This window comes from Mycobacterium sp. KBS0706, assembly GCF_005938675.2.
Taxonomy (GTDB): domain Bacteria; phylum Pseudomonadota; class Alphaproteobacteria; order DSM-16000; family Inquilinaceae; genus Inquilinus.
Genome location: NZ_VCCH02000014.1, coordinates 1 through 17,648, shown reverse-complemented (window position 1 = coordinate 17,648; position 17,648 = coordinate 1). Strand labels below are relative to the sequence as shown.

Annotated in this window: 14 protein-coding genes; 8 read left to right on the top strand and 6 right to left on the bottom strand. The window is 69.2% G+C overall.

Translation table 11 applies throughout. The features are described 5' to 3' along the window. Positions 1-41 precede the first annotated feature (41 nt). The 6 genes from FFK22_RS09955 to FFK22_RS09930 all read left to right on the top strand — a co-directional run bounded on the left by FFK22_RS09955 (position 42) and on the right by FFK22_RS09930 (position 7,115). Positions 42-1,031, top strand: a complete 990-nt coding sequence (locus FFK22_RS09955) for a zinc-dependent alcohol dehydrogenase family protein (protein WP_138886330.1) — start codon at positions 42-44, stop codon at positions 1,029-1,031. A gap of 175 nt (positions 1,032-1,206) precedes the next feature. Further along, positions 1,207-1,506, top strand: coding sequence for a hypothetical protein (locus FFK22_RS09950; RefSeq protein ID WP_138886329.1), 300 nt, complete (start codon positions 1,207-1,209; stop codon positions 1,504-1,506). Positions 1,507-1,674: 168 nt separating this feature from the next. Then, positions 1,675-2,895 (top strand): SGNH/GDSL hydrolase family protein, encoded by a 1,221-nt coding sequence (locus FFK22_RS09945; RefSeq protein ID WP_138886328.1) that lies wholly within the window; start codon positions 1,675-1,677, stop codon positions 2,893-2,895. Positions 2,896-2,944: 49 nt separating this feature from the next. Next, positions 2,945-3,283: a DUF1491 family protein gene (locus FFK22_RS09940; RefSeq protein ID WP_138886327.1), complete on the top strand. Its 339-nt coding sequence runs from the start codon at positions 2,945-2,947 to the stop codon at positions 3,281-3,283. Between the two features lie 55 nt (positions 3,284-3,338). Beyond that, positions 3,339-5,387 (top strand): M3 family metallopeptidase, encoded by a 2,049-nt coding sequence (locus tag FFK22_RS09935; protein WP_138886326.1) that lies wholly within the window; start codon positions 3,339-3,341, stop codon positions 5,385-5,387. Between the two features lie 135 nt (positions 5,388-5,522). Further along, positions 5,523-7,115: a peptide chain release factor 3 gene (locus FFK22_RS09930; protein WP_138886325.1), complete on the top strand. Its 1,593-nt coding sequence runs from the start codon at positions 5,523-5,525 to the stop codon at positions 7,113-7,115. A gap of 6 nt (positions 7,116-7,121) precedes the next feature. On the opposite strand, the gene FFK22_RS09925 is transcribed toward FFK22_RS09930, so the two are convergent. Continuing rightward, positions 7,122-7,649 (bottom strand): NADPH-dependent FMN reductase, encoded by a 528-nt coding sequence (locus FFK22_RS09925; protein WP_138886324.1) that lies wholly within the window; start codon positions 7,647-7,649, stop codon positions 7,122-7,124. Between the two features lie 219 nt (positions 7,650-7,868). Between FFK22_RS09925 and FFK22_RS09920 the strand changes: the two genes are divergently transcribed. Then, positions 7,869-8,954 (top strand): YeiH family protein, encoded by a 1,086-nt coding sequence (locus tag FFK22_RS09920; protein WP_138886323.1) that lies wholly within the window; start codon positions 7,869-7,871, stop codon positions 8,952-8,954. A gap of 117 nt (positions 8,955-9,071) precedes the next feature. On the opposite strand, the gene edd is transcribed toward FFK22_RS09920, so the two are convergent. From edd to FFK22_RS09900, 4 genes are all read right to left on the bottom strand, one after another. Further along, the gene (edd, locus tag FFK22_RS09915; RefSeq protein WP_138886322.1) at positions 9,072-10,883 is read right to left on the bottom strand and encodes a phosphogluconate dehydratase; all 1,812 of its coding nucleotides are present in this window, start codon (positions 10,881-10,883) and stop codon (positions 9,072-9,074) included. A 129-nt stretch (positions 10,884-11,012) separates the two neighbouring features. Continuing rightward, complete coding sequence (gene pgl, locus FFK22_RS09910; protein WP_138886321.1) at positions 11,013-11,711, bottom strand: 6-phosphogluconolactonase; 699 nt, start codon at positions 11,709-11,711, stop codon at positions 11,013-11,015. 29 nt (positions 11,712-11,740) lie between these two features. After that, a complete protein-coding gene (gene zwf / locus FFK22_RS09905; protein ID WP_138886320.1) occupies positions 11,741-13,219 on the bottom strand; it encodes a glucose-6-phosphate dehydrogenase in 1,479 nt (492 codons plus the stop codon). Between the two features lie 172 nt (positions 13,220-13,391). Beyond that, positions 13,392-16,256 (bottom strand): ATP-dependent Clp protease ATP-binding subunit, encoded by a 2,865-nt coding sequence (locus tag FFK22_RS09900; RefSeq protein WP_138886319.1) that lies wholly within the window; start codon positions 16,254-16,256, stop codon positions 13,392-13,394. A gap of 250 nt (positions 16,257-16,506) precedes the next feature. On the opposite strand from FFK22_RS09900, the gene FFK22_RS09895 reads away from it, so the two are divergent. After that, complete coding sequence (locus FFK22_RS09895; protein WP_138886318.1) at positions 16,507-16,854, top strand: hypothetical protein; 348 nt, start codon at positions 16,507-16,509, stop codon at positions 16,852-16,854. Positions 16,855-16,931: 77 nt separating this feature from the next. On the opposite strand, the gene FFK22_RS09890 is transcribed toward FFK22_RS09895, so the two are convergent. Continuing rightward, on the bottom strand, positions 16,932-17,561 hold the full coding sequence (locus tag FFK22_RS09890) for a chloramphenicol phosphotransferase CPT family protein (RefSeq protein ID WP_138886317.1): 630 nt from the start codon (positions 17,559-17,561) through the stop codon (positions 16,932-16,934). Between the last annotated feature and the right edge of the window lie 87 nt (positions 17,562-17,648).

Sequence of the window (17,648 nt, the reverse complement as noted above, 5' to 3'; positions counted from 1 at the left end):
GAGCAATCATATCGGAGGCCGTCCCGTCCACAGGAGCCGACATGGCCCGCATCGTCCGCATCCACGAACTCGGCGGCCCCGAGGTCCTTCGCATCGACAACGTCGAGGTGCCGCCGCCCGGCCCCGGCGAGATCCGCCTGCGGGTCAAGGCGCTGGGGCTCAACCGCGCCGAATCGATGTTCCGCACCGGCTACTATCCGGAATCGCCGGACTTCCCGGCCCGGCTGGGCTATGAGGCCGCCGGCGAGGTCGAGGCGCTGGGCCCCGGCGTCACCGGCTTCGCCGTCGGCGACGCGGTCAGCATCGTGCCGCCGCTGTCGATCACCCGCTGGGGCACCTATGGCGAGGTCGCCAATGTCCCGGCCGAGGTGACGGTGAAGCATCCGGCCAGCCTGTCCTGGACCGAAGCCGCCGCGGTCTGGATGCAATACGTCACCGCCTATGGCGCGCTGATCGAGGTCGCCGGGCTCGGCCGTGGCGATTCGGCGCTGATCACCGCCGCCTCCAGCAGCGTCGGCCTGGCCGCGATCCAGATCGCCAACCGGGTCGGCGCGACGTCGATCGCCGCCACCCGCACCGCCGCCAAGGCCGCGGCGCTGCGCGATGCCGGTGCCGCCCATGTCATCGTCACCGACGAGGAGGACCTCGCGGCGCGGGTCAAGGCCATCACCGGCGGCGCCGGTGTTCGCGCGGTGTTCGACCCGGTCGCCGGTCCGGGTGTGAACGCGCTGGCCGAGGCGCTGGGCCAGGGCGGTATCCTGGTCGAATACGGCGCGCTGAGCCCGGAGCCGACGCCCTTCCCGCTGTTCCCGGCCCTGGTCAAGGGGCTGTCCGTCCGCGGCTATCAGTACAAGGAGATCGTCAGCGACCCGGCCCGGCTGGAGCGCGCCAAGCGCTTCATCGTCGAAGGGCTCGCCGACGGATCGCTGAAGCCGATGATCGACCGTGTCTTCCCGCTGGACCAGATCGTCGAGGCGACCCGCTACCTCGAATCCAACCAGCAGATCGGCAAGATCGTGGTCACGGTCTGATCGCTCAGCCGAGTGAGTTTTATCCTAATCGGAGCAACAATCTGACCTGACCGTGATCGGTCCAATCACGGTGCATTCACGCGCAAGGATCTACCGTCCTTCCGATATCGACCGACACCATCGATCAAATCGGGGACTGATCATGCGCTGTATCGAACAACCTCCGCCTGCCCGGATGACCGCCGACTGGGCCCGTCGCTATCTGCAGCGTCTGGACCAGCCGCTCGATCCCTGGGAGGCGGATTACTTCCGCAGCGGCTGCAATTTCCTGGCCCGTGATTCGGCCATCGGCGCGATCGCCTGCTGGAAGTCGATGAACCTGCCGGTCGACCGGCGGCGCGAGACCTATACCGGGCCAATGGGCACCACGCCCCTGACCCGGCAGGAGATGGACCGCCTGTACGGCCTGCTGGAGAAGCTGGCCGACGGCGAGGACGCCTCGCACCAGGTGGCGGCGCTGCGGCGCTTCCGCTGACACCAATCGATCCGGGGGGATTGATCGCCGGGCGTGGAGCTTCTCCACGCCCGCGTTCATGTTCGCCCGGCGTTGCCCCGGCAGGCTTTGTTTCCTCATACTTCATCGCCGGCGCAGGTCCGGGGGGCCGCCGAATCCATCGGCGGCCGCAGCGGGAGGAAAAGCCGAATGATCCGATGCAACGCAATCGGCCGGTCCTGGCTGGCCGCCGCCGTCTTGTTGGCCGCCCTGGCCGGGCCGGCTTCGGCGCAGGACAGCTGGATCGGCAGCTGGGGCGCCAGCCCGGCGTTTCCGGTGGGGCCGGAGTTGAACAACGCCACCATCCGCCAGCTGGTGCGGATCAGCGCCGGCGGCAGCAAGGTCCGGGTGCGCTTCACCAACGAGACCGGCACCCAGCCGGTGGTGATCGGCGCCGCCACCATCGCCCGGCCCGGCAACGCCCCGGGCTCGATCGACCCCGCCAGCAGCAAGGCGCTGACCTTCGGCGGCGCCACCTCGATCACGGTGCCGCCCGGCGCGCCCGCGATCTCCGACCCGATCGACCTCGCCATCTCGCCACTCGACAGCCTGTCGATCAGCCTGTTCGTGTCGCGCTGGACCGGCCCGTCGGTGGTGCATCCGCTCGGGGTGCAGACCGCCTGGATCTCGCTCGCCGGCGACAGCACCACGGCGCCGACCTTGCCGGAGGCGACCGAATCGACCATGCGCCTCCTGCTGTCGCGAGTCGAGGTGGCGGCCGAGGGCGGCACGGTGGTGACCCTCGGCGATTCGATCACCGACGGCTATGGCTCGGGCACCGACGCCAACCGGCGCTGGCCGGACATCCTGGCGGAGCGGCTGGCCAAGGCGGGCGGCCCTGCGGTCGGCGTGGTCAATTCCGGCATCAGCGGCAACCGCATCCTGCACGACCTGCCGGAGCAGATGTTCGGCCCCAGCGCGCTGTCGCGCTTCGACCGCGACGTGCTGTCGGTGCCCGGCGTGCGCTGGGTGGTGATCATGGAGGGGATCAACGACATCGGCCATTCCGGCTCGGCCGGGCTGGCCGAGCAGGCGGTGTCGGCGGATGAGATCATCGGCGGGCTGCGCCAGTTGATCGCCCGTGCCCATGGCGCCGGCCTGAAGGTCTTTTGCGCCACGCTGACGCCCTATGAGGGCACCGTCTTCGCCAACTACTACAGCGCCGAGGGCGAGATCAAGCGCCAGACGGTGAACCAGTGGATCCGCACCGGCCAGGGTTGCGATGCGGTGGTCGACTTCGACGCCGTGGTCCGCGACCCGGTGCAGCCGTCGAAGCTGAGGGCCGAGTTCGACGTCGGCGACCACCTGCACCCCAACGCCGCCGGCTACGAGGCGATGGCGAATTCGGTGGATCTGGGACTGTTCAAGTAACGCGACGCCAGGTGCCCGGGGCAGGGGTTCCTCTGCTATACCCTGCCCCATGTCGACGGACCGTCTTCCGACCGAGCTGTGGGTCCAGGCCCATCTGCGGCAACTGGGGCACCAGGCCATCCCCGCCTATGTCGTCCGCAAGGGCGACCCGCGGGCCGGCCTTTTGATCCTGAAGCTCAACCTGGGCCTGCCGGGCTGCCGGGTGCTGAGCCAGTCGCGCGACCTGGACGGCGCCCTAGCATGGCTGCCGGCCAAGGGCGGCGAGGTCCTGGCAGAGGCCGAGGCCGATGCCTATATTGCCCGTGCGGTCCAGCGCGATCCCGACCTGTGGGTGGTCGAGATCGAGGACCGTGAGGGCCGGCACCCCTTCGAGGGCAAGGTCCTCTGACCGACCGGGCCCTGCCGCCCTGCCCTGCCCGCTAGCCAATGGACATCCCGGCCGCATGGACTCGCAATCTTCCGACAATCCGCTGATCGTGCCGTCGCCGCTGCAGGACCAGGCGGTGCCGTTCGACCGCATCGAGGTCGCGCACTACCTGCCGGCGCTGGACCATGCGATCGCCGAGGCGAAAGGCCGGATCGAGGAGATCCTGGCCAGCCCGGCCGCGCCGGATTTCGAGAACACCGTCGTGGCGCTGGAGCAGGCGGGCCAGGAGGTCGACCGCGTCTCCTCGGTGTTCTACAACCAGCTCTCGGCCAGGACCTCGGACGAGCTACAGGCGCTGGCCGCCGATTTCGGCGCCAGGAGCGCCAATTTCTCCTCCGACGTCTCGCTCGACCCCCGCGTCTTCGCCCGGGTCAAGGCGGTGTGGGACAAACGGGACGGTCTGGGCCTGACCGGCGAGAAGGCGCGGCTGCTGGACGACACCTATAGCGGCTTCGTCCGCAACGGCGCCCTGCTGTCGGACAATGAGAAGGGCGAGCTGCGGTCGATCGACGAGCGGCTGGCCAAGCTGACCCCCGACTTCCAGCACAATGTGCTGAAGGCGACCAACGCCTTCACACTGTGGATCGAGGATGAGGCCGACCTGGCCGGCCTGCCGGAGGGCGCGGTCAAGGCGGCCAAGCTGGCGGCGGAGGAGCGCGGCCGAGGCGAGGCCTGGGTGTTCACGCTCGACGCGCCGAGCTATGTCCCGTTCATGACCTATGCCGACCGCCGCGAGCTGCGCGAGCAGCTGTGGCGCGCCTTCAACGCCCGCGCCTTCGGCGGCGAGTTCGACAACCAGCCGCTGGTCAAGGAGATCGCGGCGTTGCGCTTCCAGCGGGCGAAGCTGCTGGGCTATCCGACCCACGCCGCCTTTGTGCTGGAGAAGCGGATGGCGGAGACGCCGGCCTCGGTGCATGCCTTCCTCGACCGGCTGCTGGCCGCCTCGAAGCCGGCGGCGGAGCGCGACCTGGCCGACATCCAGGCCCATGCCAGGACCCTCGGCGGCCCCGAGCCGCTGCAGCCTTGGGATGTCGGCTACTATTCCGAGAAGCTGAAGCAGCACCGCTTCGACTTCGACGAAGAGGCCTTGCGCCCCTATTTCCCGCTGCAGCAGGTCATCGACGGCGTTTTCGAGCACTGCCGGCGGCTGTACGGCCTGGTGTTCCGCCCGTCGGACGCCTATCCGGTCTGGCATCCGGACGTGAAGGCCTATGAGGTCTATGACGAGGCCGAGGACCGCTATGTCGGCCTGTTCTACGCCGATTTCTTCCCGCGCGCGTCGAAGCGCAACGGCGCCTGGATGACCACCTATCGCGACCAGGGCCTGTACCGCGACGGCATCAAGCGGCCGCATGTCGCCATCGTCTGCAACTTCACCAAGCCGACCGCGGATCGCCCCTCTCTCCTGTCCTATGACGAGGTGCGGACCTTCTTCCACGAGATGGGCCACGCCCTGCACGGCCTCTTGTCGCGCTGCACCTACCGGTCGCTCGGCGGCACCAACGTTTACTGGGATTTCGTCGAGCTGCCGTCGCAGATCTTCGAGAACTGGGTGCAGGAGAAGGACGGGCTCGACCTGTTCGCCCGGCACTACCGTACCGGCGAGCAGATGCCGGCCGAGCTGGTGCAGAAGATCCGCGACAGCGCCCGCTTCATGGCCGGCTGGCAGTCGCTGCGCCAGACCGCCTTCGCCCTGCTCGACATGGCCTGGCATGACGGCGACCCGACCGTGATCGGCTCGGTGCCGGAGTTCGAGCGCAGCGCCACCGCCCGCACCCAGGTGCTGCCGCCGATCCCGGAGGCCAACACCTCCTCCGGCTTCAGCCACATCTTCGGCGGCGGCTATGCCGCCGGCTACTACAGCTACAAATGGGCCGAGGTGCTGGACGCCGACGCCTTCGAACTGTTCCGGGAGAAGGGCCTGTTCGACGCCGAGGCCGCCCGCAGCTTCAAGGAGAACGTCCTGGAGCGCGGCGGCACCGAGCATCCGATGGAGCTGTACAAGCGCTTCCGCGGCCGCGAGCCGGACCCGGATGCGCTGCTGCGGCGGGACGGGCTGATGTAGCGGTTCGCCGATAGAGCGGTTCGCCTTTCTCCCTGCCTGTCATGCCCGGGCTTGACCCGGGCATCCAGAAGTTGTCGACATCCTCTGGATTGCCGGGTCGAGCCCGGCAATGACACTTATGAATGCCATTGCCTCATGCCTTCGAACATCGACCCGATCGACCGCCGCCGCACCTTCGCGATCATCGCCCATCCGGACGCCGGCAAAACCACGCTGACCGAGAAGCTGCTGCTGTTCGGCGGCGCCATCCAGATGGCCGGCGCGGTCAAGGCGCGCGGCGACCAGCGCCGCGCCCGGTCGGACTGGATGAAGGTGGAGCGCGAGCGCGGCATCTCGGTCACCGCCTCGGTGATGACCTATGATTACGACAACCACACCTTCAACCTGCTGGACACGCCGGGCCACGAGGATTTCTCGGAGGACACCTACCGCACCCTGACGGCGGTCGACAGCGCGGTGATGGTGATCGACGCGGCCAAGGGCATCGAGGACCAGACCCGGAAGCTGTTCGAGGTCTGCCGCATGCGGAACGTGCCGATCACGACGTTCATCAACAAGATGGACCGCGAGAGCCGCGATCCCTTCGACCTGCTCGACCAGATCGAGCAGGAGCTGCAGCTGCACGTCACCCCGGCGACCTGGCCGATCGGCAGCGGCCGCGGCTTCCTGGGCTGCTACGACCTGTTCCACGACCGTCTGGTGCTGATGGCCAAGGGTGCCAAGGGCGCCCTGCCCGAGCTCGGCGAGACCTGCACCGGCCTGGACGACCCGAAGCTGGATCGGCTGCTGCCGGCCGACGCCGTGGCGACGCTGCGCGAACAGGTCGAGATGGCGCGGGCCCTGTGCCCGGAATTCGACCTGGAGATGTATCGCGAGGGCCATCTGACGCCGGTGTTCTTCGGCTCGGCGGTCAACAATTTCGGCGTGCGCGAGCTGTTGGACGGCATCGGCGCCCTGGCCCCCTCGCCCCGGCCGCAGCCGACGGCGGGCCGTCTGGTCGACCCGGAGGAGGACAACGTCTCGGCCTTCGTGTTCAAGATCCAGGCCAACATGGATCCGAAGCACCGCGACCGCATCGCCTTCGTCCGCCTCGCCTCCGGCCATTTCAAGCGCGGCATGAAGCTGAAGCATGTCCGCTCCGGCAAGGTCATGAACATGCACAACCCGGTGCTGTTCCTGGCCCAGGACCGCGAGCTGGCTGAGGAGGCCTGGGCCGGCGACATCGTCGGCATCCCCAACCACGGCAACCTGCGCATCGGCGACGCGCTGACCGAGGGCGAGGATCTGCGCTTCACCGGCATCCCCAGCTTCGCGCCGGAGCTGCTGCAGCGGGTGCGGCCGGACGACCCGATGAAGGCCAAGCATCTCGGCCGGGCGCTGGAGCAGCTGGCCGAGGAAGGCGCCGCCCGGGTGTTCAAGCCGCTGCTCGACGCCAACTGGATCGTCGGCGTGGTCGGCGCACTGCAGTTCGAGGTGCTGGCCGACCGCATCCGCACCGAATACGGCATCCCGGTGCATTTCGAGCCGGCGCCCTACTACACCGCCCGCTGGGTCGAGTCGGACGACGCGATTGCCCTGAAATCGTTCCAGGACGGGCTGCGCAGCGCCATGGCCGAGGACCATGACGGCGCCCCGGTCTTCCTGGCGCGCAACGCCTGGCACCTCGACACGGTGACCAAGGAGAACCCGGCCCTGCGCTTCCTGAAGACCAAGGAGCAGACGGCGTAAGGCAGCCTACACAACGACTTCGATCGCCCGAGCGAAGGACGCGATCGCGCCGCGCAGGGCGTCGGCGATCTCGGCATCGGCGAGCATGCCGCCCTCCGGCAGCTTGCGGCCGAGCAGCGGCACGGCGATCGAGGCTTCGGGTACCATCCGCGCCGTCATCACCACCAGCGTCTCAGTCAGCGCCTCCTGGGCGTGATGCGCCCGCGGCGAGGCGTTGATCAGCGCCACCGGCTTGTCGACCAACTCGCCCGTCGCCACCACCCAGTCGAGGGCGTTCTTCATCACCCCGGCCACGCCATGGGCGTATTCCGGGCTGGAGATCAGCACGCCGTCAGCCGCCGCCAGCCGGGCCCGGAAATCCACCACCGCCGGGATGGTCTCGGGATCGAGGTCCGGGTTGAAATGCGGCAGGTCGGCCAAGCCACCGTAGATCGACACGTCGACCCCCTCCGGCGCCAGGGCCGCCATGGCGTGCAGCAGGGCGGTGTTGGACGATCCGGCGCGCAGGCTGCCGGAGATGGCAAGGATGTCCACGACGTCACCGGATCAATCGAGGGGACAGGCGATCCCGCCGGATCGCTCCGCCTGGATCTTAGGGTGGTTCCCGGCCCGGCCGCCACACCCGACTGGTCGATCATCCGCTCCGAAAGTACAGACCGATCGATAAAATCGATCGATTTCAGAGATTGAATGCGTTGGATTGCTGAAAAGCAGCGGATCATCTTGATGACAGTCGTGTGAAGCGAGTCTGTCATGGCGATCGTCGATCCGTTCCGGCCTTCCCTTCCTGCAACGCAGCGCCTGACGGCCATCGGGTCGATCCCGGGCGCCCGGCTGGTTCCCGGGCTGCTCCTGTGCGGTGCGGTCACCCTCGCCGCCCTGGGGCTGGAGCGGGTCGAGACCGGGCTGTTCGGCCATGCCTGGCTGGAGGCATTGGTGCTGGCGATCCTGGTCGGCGCCCTGGTGCGCACGCTGTGGACCCCGAGCCGGCGCTGGATGCCCGGCATCAGCTTCAGCGCCAAGACGCTGCTGGAGATCGCCGTCGTCCTGCTCGGCGCCTCGGTCAGCATCGGCGCCATCGTGTCCGCGGGTCCGCTGCTGCTGGTCGGCATCGCCGCAGTGGTGGTGATCGCCATCGCCGCCAGCTACGGCATGGGTCGCATGCTCGGCCTGCCGCACCGCATGGCGGTGCTGGTCGCCTGCGGCAACTCGATCTGCGGCAACTCCGCCATTGCCGCGGTGGCCCCGGTGATCGGCGCCGACGGCAAGGAGGTGGCGGCGTCGATCGCCTTCACCGCCGTGCTCGGCGTGGTGGTGGTGCTGGGCCTGCCCTTCCTGCCGGCGCTGATGCATATCAGCGAGGTGCAGTACGGCGTGCTGGCCGGGCTGACCGTCTACGCGGTGCCGCAGGTGCTCGCGGCCACGGCGCCAATCGGGGCGATCGCGCTGCAGCTCGGCACCCTGGTCAAGCTGGTGCGCGTGCTGATGCTGGGGCCGATGATCCTGGTGCTGACGCTGGTGACGCGCCGCCGGACCGATGGCGGCGGCGCCGCCACCGCAGGGCGGATGCCGTGGCACAAGCTGGTGCCATGGTTCATCGACGGCTTCCTGCTGCTGGCCGTGCTGCGCTCCTTCGGGATGCTGCCCGAGGTGGTGCTGGCCCCGGCCGCCACGGCGGCGACCGCGCTGACCGTGATCTCGATGGCCGCGCTCGGGCTCAGCACCGACCTGGGCAGCGTCGCCAAGGCCGGCGGCCGGGTGACGGCGGCCGTGACCCTGTCGTTGCTGGTGCTGGGCGCGATCAGCTTCGGGCTGATCCGGCTGCTTGGGATCGTGTAAGGCCAGACATCCACTTCTCATCGTCATTCCCGCGAAAGCGGGAATCTCTTTCCGGTCGAAGCGTCACGAGATCCCCGCTTTCGCGGGGATGACGACTCTGTGATGGGCTCCAGGACTTCAGAAGATCGACGCCCCCGTATCCGCTCGGCCGGCGGCGTGGCGGAAGGCGGCGAACAGCTCGCGGCCGACGCCGACATGGGACGGGGCGAGATCGGCCGTGGCGTCTTCGCGCGCGGCCCATTCCTCGGCGTCGATGTCGCGGATCTCGAGCCGGCCGGTCACCGCGTCCAGGCGCAGGATGTCACCGTCGCGCAGCTTGGCGATCGGGCCGCCGACTGCCGCCTCCGGCGTCACATGGATCGCCGCCGGCACCTTGCCCGAGGCGCCGGACAGCCGGCCGTCGGTGACCAGCGCCACCTTGCGGCCACGGTCCTGCAGCGCGCCGAGCGGCGGCATCAGCTTGTGCAGCTCGGGCATGCCGTTGGCCTTCGGGCCCTGGAACCGGACCACCGCGATGAAGTCGTGGTCCAGCGCCCCGGCGCGGAACGCCGCCTGCAGTTCCTCCTGCGAATGGAAGATCTTCGCCGGCGCCTCGATCACATGCCGCTCCGGCGCCACCGCCGAGGTCTTGATCACCGCCCGGCCGAGGTCGCCGTCCAGCACGCGCAGGCCGCCGGTCGACTGGAACGGCTCGGCCGCGCCGCGCAGCACCGCGGTATCGCCGCTGGCCGTGGCCGCGTCGCGCCACACCACCTCGCCCTTGTCGTCCAGGCCGGGCTCGACCGTGTAACGGTCCAGCCCGCCGCCCCAGATGGTGGCGACGTCGCCATGCAGCAGGCCGCCGCCGAGCAACTCGCGGATCAGGAAGCCGGTGCCGCCCGCGGCGTGGAAATGGTTCACATCGGCCTTGCCGTTCGGATAGACGCGGCACAGCAGCGGCACGATCTCGGCGAGGTCGGAGAAATCGTCCCAGGTCAGGGTGATGCCGGCCGCCGCGGCCATGGCGATCAGATGCATGGTGTGGTTGGTCGACCCGCCGGTGGCGTGCAGCCCGACCACGCCGTTGACCACGGCGCGCTCGTCCATCAGCCGGCCGACCGGCATGAACTCGTTGCCCAGCGCCGTGATCGCCAGCGCCCGCTTCGTCGCCTCCAGCGTCAGGGCGTCGCGCAGCGGCGTGTTCGGGTTGACGAAGGATGAGCCCGGCAGATGCAGGCCCATGATCTCCATCAGCATCTGGTTGGTGTTGGCGGTGCCGTAGAAGGTACAGGTGCCCGGCCCATGATAGGATTTGGCCTCGGCCTCCAGCAGGGCGTCGCGGCCGACCTTGCCCTCGGCATAGAGCTGGCGGGCCTTGGCCTTGTCGTCATTGGCCAGGCCGGAGGTCATCGGCCCGGCCGGGATGAACACCGCCGGCAGATGGCCGAAGGACAGGGCGCCGATCACCAGCCCCGGCACGATCTTGTCGCAGACGCCGAGGAACACGGCGGCGTCGAACATCTGGTGCGACAGGGCGACCGCGGTCGACAGGGCGATGACGTCGCGCGAGAACAGCGACAGCTCCATCCCGGCCTCGCCCTGGGTGACGCCGTCGCACATCGCCGGCACGCCGCCCGCCACCTGGGCCGTGCCGCCGACCGCACGCGCGGCCTGCCGGATCAGGTCCGGATAGCGCTCGAAGGGCTGATGCGCCGACAGCATGTCGTTGTAGGAGGTGACGATCGCCAGGTTCGGGCCCTCGCCCTCGCGCAGCGCGCCCTTGTCGATGCCGCAGGCGGCGAAGCCATGCGCGAAATTGGCGCAGCCCAGGCGCCGGCGGGCCGGGCCGGCCTCCGCCGCCGCGGCGATGCGGTCGAGATAGGCGGACCGGGCGTCGTGGCTGCGCCGCGCGATCCGCTCGGTCACCTCGGCAATGCGGGCTTGCACCATCGGGCTGGCTCCTTGGTCACTGTCTCGCCGCCGACCGGGCCAGACAGCATCCTCCGACCCAATCATGCATCATGATCAATACGTTAACACACTATGTTGAAGTTTTTTCTTAGCCTTCCGGCGGCGCCTCTACGGGCACCAGAAGATCTCGACCGGGCGCTCGGACCGCGTCAGCACGGCGCGGATCGGCATCGCCTCGGCCGGGCCGCACACCAGGGCCGCCTCCAGGACGCGCTGCTTGCCCGCCCCTTCGATATGAAGACACAGAGTCTCCGCCGCGAGCAAGACCGGCAGCGTCAAGGTGATGCGCGGCTCCCCCGCCGCCGGCGCCCGCATGGTCTCCAGCAGCTGGCCGACCGCCGGCTCCAGCGCCTGAGCCAACCGGTCGGCGCCGGGGAAGAAGGAGGCGGTATGGCCGTCATCGCCCATGCCTAGGATCGCCACGGCGAAGGGCAGCGGCAGGGCGGCGATCCGCGCCGTCACCTGCGCCATGCCGTCCTCGGGCGTCGGCACGTCGATGTGCAGCGGCACGAAATTCGCCGCCGCGGCCGGGCCCTGCAGCAGGTGCTGCCGGACCAGGGCGGCGTTGGAACGGTCGGACTCTTCGCCCACCCAGCGCTCGTCGACCAGGGTGACGTCGATCCGCGACCACTCGACCGGCTTCTGCGACAGCGCCTCGAAGAACCGGGTGGGCGTGCGCCCGCCGGAGACGGCGAGCGCCGCCCGGCCAGGGCGCGACAGCCGGGCCGTCAGTGCGTCGGCGACATAATCGGCGAGGCCGCTGGCCAGCGCCTCGTTGGTCGGGAAGTCGTGACGGGCGATCGGCATCGGTCTGTCCTCGTGCGTGACCCTCGGGCTCAGTCCTCATCCTCGTGCCAGGTGCGGCCGTCGCGCTCGATCAGGGCGATCGCGGCAGACGGGCCCCAGGTGCCGGCGGTGTAGGGCTTCGGCGGCTCCTTCGACGCCTTCCAGGCCTCGATGATCGGATCGACCCAGGTCCAGGCCTGCTCGACCACGTCGCGGCGCATGAACAGGCTCTGGTTGCCGCGGACGACATCCATCACCAGCCGTTCATAGGCGTCCGGATTGCGCACGTTGAAGGCCTTGGCGAAGCTCATGTCCAGCGGCACGTGCTGCAGCCGCATGCCGCCCGGGCCTGGATCCTTGATCATCAGCCACAGCTTCACGCCCTCGTCGGGTTGCAGCCGGATCACCAGGTGGTTCTGCGAGATCACACCGGCCGACTCGTCGAACACCGAATGCGGGATGGCGCGGAAGGTGACGACGATCTCCGACATCCGCGCCGCCAGCCGCTTGCCGGTGCGCAGGTAGAACGGGACGTTGGCCCAGCGCCAATTGTCGATCTGCGCCTTCAGCGCGACGAAGGTCTCGGTGTGGCTGCTGGTGTTGCCCAGCTCGTCGAGATAGCCCGGCACCGCGCCGCCGGCCGAGGCGCCGGCGCGATACTGGCCGCGCACGGTCGTGGTGTTGACCATGCCGTCGGTGATCGGCTTCAGCGCCTTCAGCACCTTCAGCTTCTCGTCGCTCAGCGCCGCGGCCTCCATCGAGGTCGGCGGCTCCATGGCGACGAGGCAAAGCAGCTGCAGGATGTGGTTCTGCACCATGTCGCGCAGCGCGCCGGCGCCGTCATAGTAGCCGGCGCGGCCCTCGACCCCCAGGCTCTCGGCCACGGTGATCTGGACATGGTCGATGTGGGACGAGTTCCACAGCGGCTCGAACAGGGCGTTGGCGAAGCGCAGCGCCATCAGGTTCTGCACCGTCTCCTTTCCGAGGTAGTGGTCGATCCGGTAGATCGACTCCTCGGGGAAGACGCGGCCGATGGCGTCGTTCAGCGCCCGGGCCGACTCCAGGTCCTTGCCGATCGGCTTCTCGACCACGACACGGGCCCGCTCGGTCACCAGGCCGTGCGCGCCCAGCTGGTCGCAGATGTCCCCGAACAGGTCGGGCGAGGTGGCGAGGTAGAAGATGCGGATGCGCTGGGCATCGTGGCCCAGCGCCACGCCCAGCCCATCCCAGCCCTTGCCGGCGGCGACATCGACCGGGACGTAGGACAGCCGCGCCAGGAAATCCTCGAACACCGTGCCGCTCTGCTCGGCCGACGGCACATGCTGCAGGATCGCCTTGCGGGCGAAGTCGCGGAACTCGGCATCGGACATCGGCCGCCGCGACGTGCCGATGATCCTGGCATCCGGCGGCACCTGCCCGGCCTTGTCGCGCTCATAGAGCGCCGGCAGCAGCTTGCGCTGGGACAGGTCTCCCGTCGCGCCGAAGACGACGATGTCGAACGGCTCCACGGCGATGACGCGCGCGATCATGTATCCAACCCTCGGACCAAATCGAGCCGCTGTTATCGGCGGGTCGGCGGCCGAGTGCCAGAGGGAAATGCGGACCGAGGGCCGGTCCGGCGCATGCGTCGGTTGAGTCAGGCGCGGGTGCGCCCCGTTGCCGGGCCCGCGCCTGCCCAAACGCTGGGCATTTGCCCGGAAATCAGCCCCGGGCGCGCGGCGACGGGCCGTTCTTGGCCGATCCCCTGCCCTTGGCGGTTCCTGCCGCCTTGCCCTTGGCCGCGGTGGCGCGCTTCGCCGGCGCAGCCTTGCCGTTGCCGGCCGGCTGCGCCTTGGCCGGCTTCGGCTTGCCCGGTTTCGCAGCCTTCGCCCGGGCCGGCTTCTCGGCCTTGGCCGGCGGCTTGGGCTCGACCTTGTAGCTGACCTCGCCCTCGTCGAAGCGGAAGACGACGCGGTCGCCCTCCTTCACCTCGCCCTTCAGCATGCCCTTGGCCAGCCGCGTCTCGACCAGCTGCCGGATCTGGCGCCGCAGCTCGCGGGCGCCGTATTCCGGCTGGTAGCCCTCGGCGGCCAGGTGGTCGACCAGCGTGTCATCGATCGCCAGGTCGATGTCCTGGCCCCGCGCCGTGCCGACCACCCCGTCCAGCTGCAGCCGGATGATCTGCTTGATCTGGTCGGTGGTCAGGGCGTGGAAGATGATGATCTCGTCGATCCGGTTCAGGAACTCCGGGCGGAAATGCTGGCGCAGCACGCCCATGACGTCGCCCTTGACGCCGTTGACGGTGGAGTTGAAGCCGATCCGGCTCTGCCGACCCATGATGATGTCGGAGGCGAGGTTCGACGTGGCGATGATCAGCGTGTTGCTGAAATCGACCACCCGCCCCTTGCCGTCGGTCAGGCGGCCGTCGTCGAACACCTGCAACAGCACGTTGTAGACGTCCGGATGCGCCTTCTCGATCTCGTCGAGCAGGATCACGCTGTACGGCCTGCGGCGCACCCGCTCGGTCAGCTGGCCGCCCTCGTCATAGCCGACATAGCCTGGCGGGGCGCCGATCAGCCGGGACACGGCGTGGCGCTCCATATACTCGCTCATGTCGACGCGGATGATGGCATCCTCGTCGCCGAACACCACCTCGGCCAAGGCCTTGGCCAGCTCGGTCTTGCCGACGCCGGTCGGGCCCAGGAACAGGAAGTTGGCGATCGGCCGGTGGCCGTGCTGCAGCCCGGCGCGGGACAGGCGGACGGCGTCGCTGACCGCCTGGATCGCCTCCTCCTGCCCGATCACGCGGCGGTGCAGCCGCTCCTCCATCTGCAGCAACTTGGCCTTCTCCTCCGCCGTCAGCTCGGTGACCGGAATGCCGGTCAGCTTCGACACGATCTCGGCGATGTGCTCGACCGTGACCTCGGCGGTGCTGGACCCGATGCGGTGCTTCCACGCATCGGTCAGCTCGGCCAGCGTCTTCTCCTTCTCGGCGACCTGCTCCTCGAACGCCTTGGCCCGGTCGAAGCGCTTGCGCGAGCTGGCATAGGCGTGCTCGCGCTTCAGCTGCGCCACCTCCGATTCCAGCTCCTGGATCTCGGCCGGGCGCGAGGTGGTGGAGAGGTGCACCCGGGCCGCCGCCTGGTCGATCAGGTCGATCGCCTTGTCCGGCAGGAAGCGGCCGGAGACATAGCGGTCCGACAGCTCCGCGGCAGCGACGAAGGCCTGGTCCTGGATCGTCACCTTGTGGTGGCCTTCCAGCCGGTCGCGCAGGCCGCGCAGGATGTTGACCGTCTGCTCCACCGTCGGCTCGGCCACGAAGACCGGCTGGAAGCGCCGCTCCAGCGCCGCGTCCTTCTCGATGTGCTTCTGGTACTCGTTCAGCGTGGTGGCGCCGATCAGGTTCAGCTCGCCGCGCGCCATCGCCGGCTTGAAGGTGTTGGCGACGTCCAGCCCGCCCTCGCCGCCGCCCTGGCCGGCGCCGACGATGGTGTGGACCTCGTCGATGAACAGCAGCAGCTCGTCGCGATGCTCGGCGATCTCGTCCATCACCTGCTTGACCCGTTCCTCGAACTCGCCGCGGAACTTGGAGCCGGCGACCAGGCTGTTGACGCTGAGCTCGACCAGCCGCTTGTCGCGCAGCGTGTCCGGCACCTCGTTGTTGACGATGCGCTGCGCCAGCCCCTCGACGATCGCGGTCTTGCCGACGCCGGGCTCGCCGATCAGCACCGGGTTGTTCTTCTTGCGCCGGGCCAGGATCTCGATCGTGGTCTCGACCTCCTTCGACCGGCCGATGACGGGGTCCAGCTTGCCCTCGCGCGCCAGGGCGGTCAGGTCGCGGCTGTACTTGTCGAGCTGCGGCGTGTTGGACGGGCCCTCGACCCGCCCCTCCTCAGCCCCGGTGCCGACGGTGCGCACGGTCTGCTGCCGCAGCGCCTGCGGCGTCAGCCCGTATTTGCGCAGCAGGTTGCCGGCGAAGCTCTCCGGCACCTGGGCCAGGCCGAGCAGCATGTGCTCCGGCCCGACATAGGAGTGGCCGAGCTGGCGCGAGATCAGGAAGGCATGGTCCAGCGCCGCCTTCATCCGTGGCGAGACGCCGATCTCGGTGCGCGGCCCGGCCTCCTCCTTGCCACGGATGGCGTTCTGGTCGATGTAGCTGCGCAGCTCCTCCGGCGAGATCTTGAAGCGCCGCAGGATCGCCTGGATCACCTCGCTGTCCGCCAGCTCGTACAGCAGGTGCTCGGTGTCGACCTCGCGCTTGCCGAACTGGATCGCGCGTGCGGCGGCGCGCTGCAGCAGCTCCTTCGCCTGCTCGCTGAAATGGCTCTGCAGGTTCAGGGCCGCCTGCTCCGGCCCCGGCGGGCCGCGCCGCGGAGTGCCGCCGGCGGGCACGGTCTGGCCGAAGAAATCCTCCAGCCCGGAGCCGCGGACCAGCGCCTCCAGCGGCGAGACGTAGCGCTGGTGCCGGGCGAGCTGCTGGTAGTGGAAGTCGCAGACATCGAGCTGCCGGCGCTGGCCGTTCTGCAGCACGGTGACGCGCACGGTGGCGGGCCGCTCCTTGCAGATGTCGCAGAGCTTCTGGGCCATGATGACGTCTCCGGGTCCGATCGGCCTTCGGCCTGTTGCGGGATGGCCCGGGCACGCGTCCGGGTCCGAAGTTGGGCTGCCCCCGTTCCCGCCAACGTCTGGCGTCGGCGGCGGTTCCGGCGTCGGGCCATCATGCACCCGCCGAAACGCGAATTTAAGCATCGTGGGCGGCAGCCTCCCTTGACGCCCGCATCCGGCCGCATTTCCTTTCCATGTCTTTCACGAATTCAAAAAGCACCGGAGAGATGGAATGCGGACCGATGCCATGCTGATCGTCGATATCGCCGGCTCGCCCTATCACCGTGGCCGGGCGCATGGCGAGGCGCTGCGGCCGCAGATCGCCGAGATGGTGGGGCGCTGGAGCCGCCGGGTCGAGCAGCGGACGGGCGTCGGAGTCGGCACCTTCCTCGACCGTTTTCCGGCCGACACCGATTTCCGCCCGGCGATCGCCCGCTGGACGCCGGAGCTGGAAGCCGAAATCCGTGGCATCGCCGAAGGCGCGGGCCAGCCGGAGCAGATCATCGGCGACGTGACCATCCTGCACTATACCGGCGGCGCCCCGTCGGCCGCCGATTGGGCGACGCTGCGGGTGGCCTGAGATCCCGGGCCTTGTGTCCGGGCATCATCCGATCGAGAAGGCTCAGGCGAATTGGCAGCCGGGAGACTGATCGATCACTATCCAGCCAGCCGGCGGAAGGCCGTGGGCGGCACCGGGTCGTCGAGGCGCTGGCGGATAGCGGCGGCGCAGTCCTCCGGGCTCAGCACCGAGGTGTCGAGCTCGAGATCGTAGATCCCGGGCTGATGCACCTCTCTCTGCCAGCGCAGCACAGGCTCCGGGACCGGCTCCTCGACCGATCCGGCCACGTATTCGCCCTCCCGCCCCGCCTGCCCGGCCCGGCGGCGGCGCATGATCTCTTCGACCGGGCAGCGCACCCCGACCAGCAGCGCCGGCAGGCCGAGCAGGCGGCGGGCGCAGTCGCGCAGGATGCCGAGCGGCGCCGAATAGGCGTCATGGATGCCGAAATCGGCCACCACATTCAGCCCGAGCCGGCTGTGGGCGGCGATCGAGTCGGTGAACGCCGCGTAGAACACCGGCACCCAGGCTTCGAGCTCCGGCCGCTCGCCGCCGGGCCGCAGCCCGATGCCGGGCCGGTAGCGCGACGGTGTCACATGCCGGACATGGACGTCGACGCCAAGATTCATCCAGGGGCCGTCGTCCCAGTCCTGGATCGCCGCGACGATGCTCGACTTGCCCGACCGCGGCGCGCCGTTGAGGACGACGATCCATCCCGGTTCCTGGGTCATCTCGCTGCTCCCGTTTCGATACCAGAACGCCCCTGAGAACAGACGCTCCCAACAAAAGCGGCTCCCCTACTGTCATTGCCGGGCTTG

Coding starts and splice junctions, on each gene's coding strand:
- pgl (WP_138886321.1), bottom strand. CDS start 11,711: ATGCCGATCGCCCGTCACGACTTCCCGACCAACGAGGCGCTGGCCAGC.
- zwf (WP_138886320.1), bottom strand. CDS start 13,219: ATGATCGCGCGCGTCATCGCCGTGGAGCCGTTCGACATCGTCGTCTTC.
- FFK22_RS09890 (WP_138886317.1), bottom strand. CDS start 17,561: ATGACCCAGGAACCGGGATGGATCGTCGTCCTCAACGGCGCGCCGCGG.
- FFK22_RS09945 (WP_138886328.1), top strand. CDS start 1,675: ATGATCCGATGCAACGCAATCGGCCGGTCCTGGCTGGCCGCCGCCGTC.
- edd (WP_138886322.1), bottom strand. CDS start 10,883: ATGGTGCAAGCCCGCATTGCCGAGGTGACCGAGCGGATCGCGCGGCGC.
- FFK22_RS09920 (WP_138886323.1), top strand. CDS start 7,869: ATGGCGATCGTCGATCCGTTCCGGCCTTCCCTTCCTGCAACGCAGCGC.
- FFK22_RS09935 (WP_138886326.1), top strand. CDS start 3,339: ATGGACTCGCAATCTTCCGACAATCCGCTGATCGTGCCGTCGCCGCTG.
- FFK22_RS09930 (WP_138886325.1), top strand. CDS start 5,523: ATGCCTTCGAACATCGACCCGATCGACCGCCGCCGCACCTTCGCGATC.
- FFK22_RS09955 (WP_138886330.1), top strand. CDS start 42: ATGGCCCGCATCGTCCGCATCCACGAACTCGGCGGCCCCGAGGTCCTT.
- FFK22_RS09950 (WP_138886329.1), top strand. CDS start 1,207: ATGACCGCCGACTGGGCCCGTCGCTATCTGCAGCGTCTGGACCAGCCG.
- FFK22_RS09940 (WP_138886327.1), top strand. CDS start 2,945: ATGTCGACGGACCGTCTTCCGACCGAGCTGTGGGTCCAGGCCCATCTG.
- FFK22_RS09895 (WP_138886318.1), top strand. CDS start 16,507: ATGCGGACCGATGCCATGCTGATCGTCGATATCGCCGGCTCGCCCTAT.
- FFK22_RS09900 (WP_138886319.1), bottom strand. CDS start 16,256: ATGGCCCAGAAGCTCTGCGACATCTGCAAGGAGCGGCCCGCCACCGTG.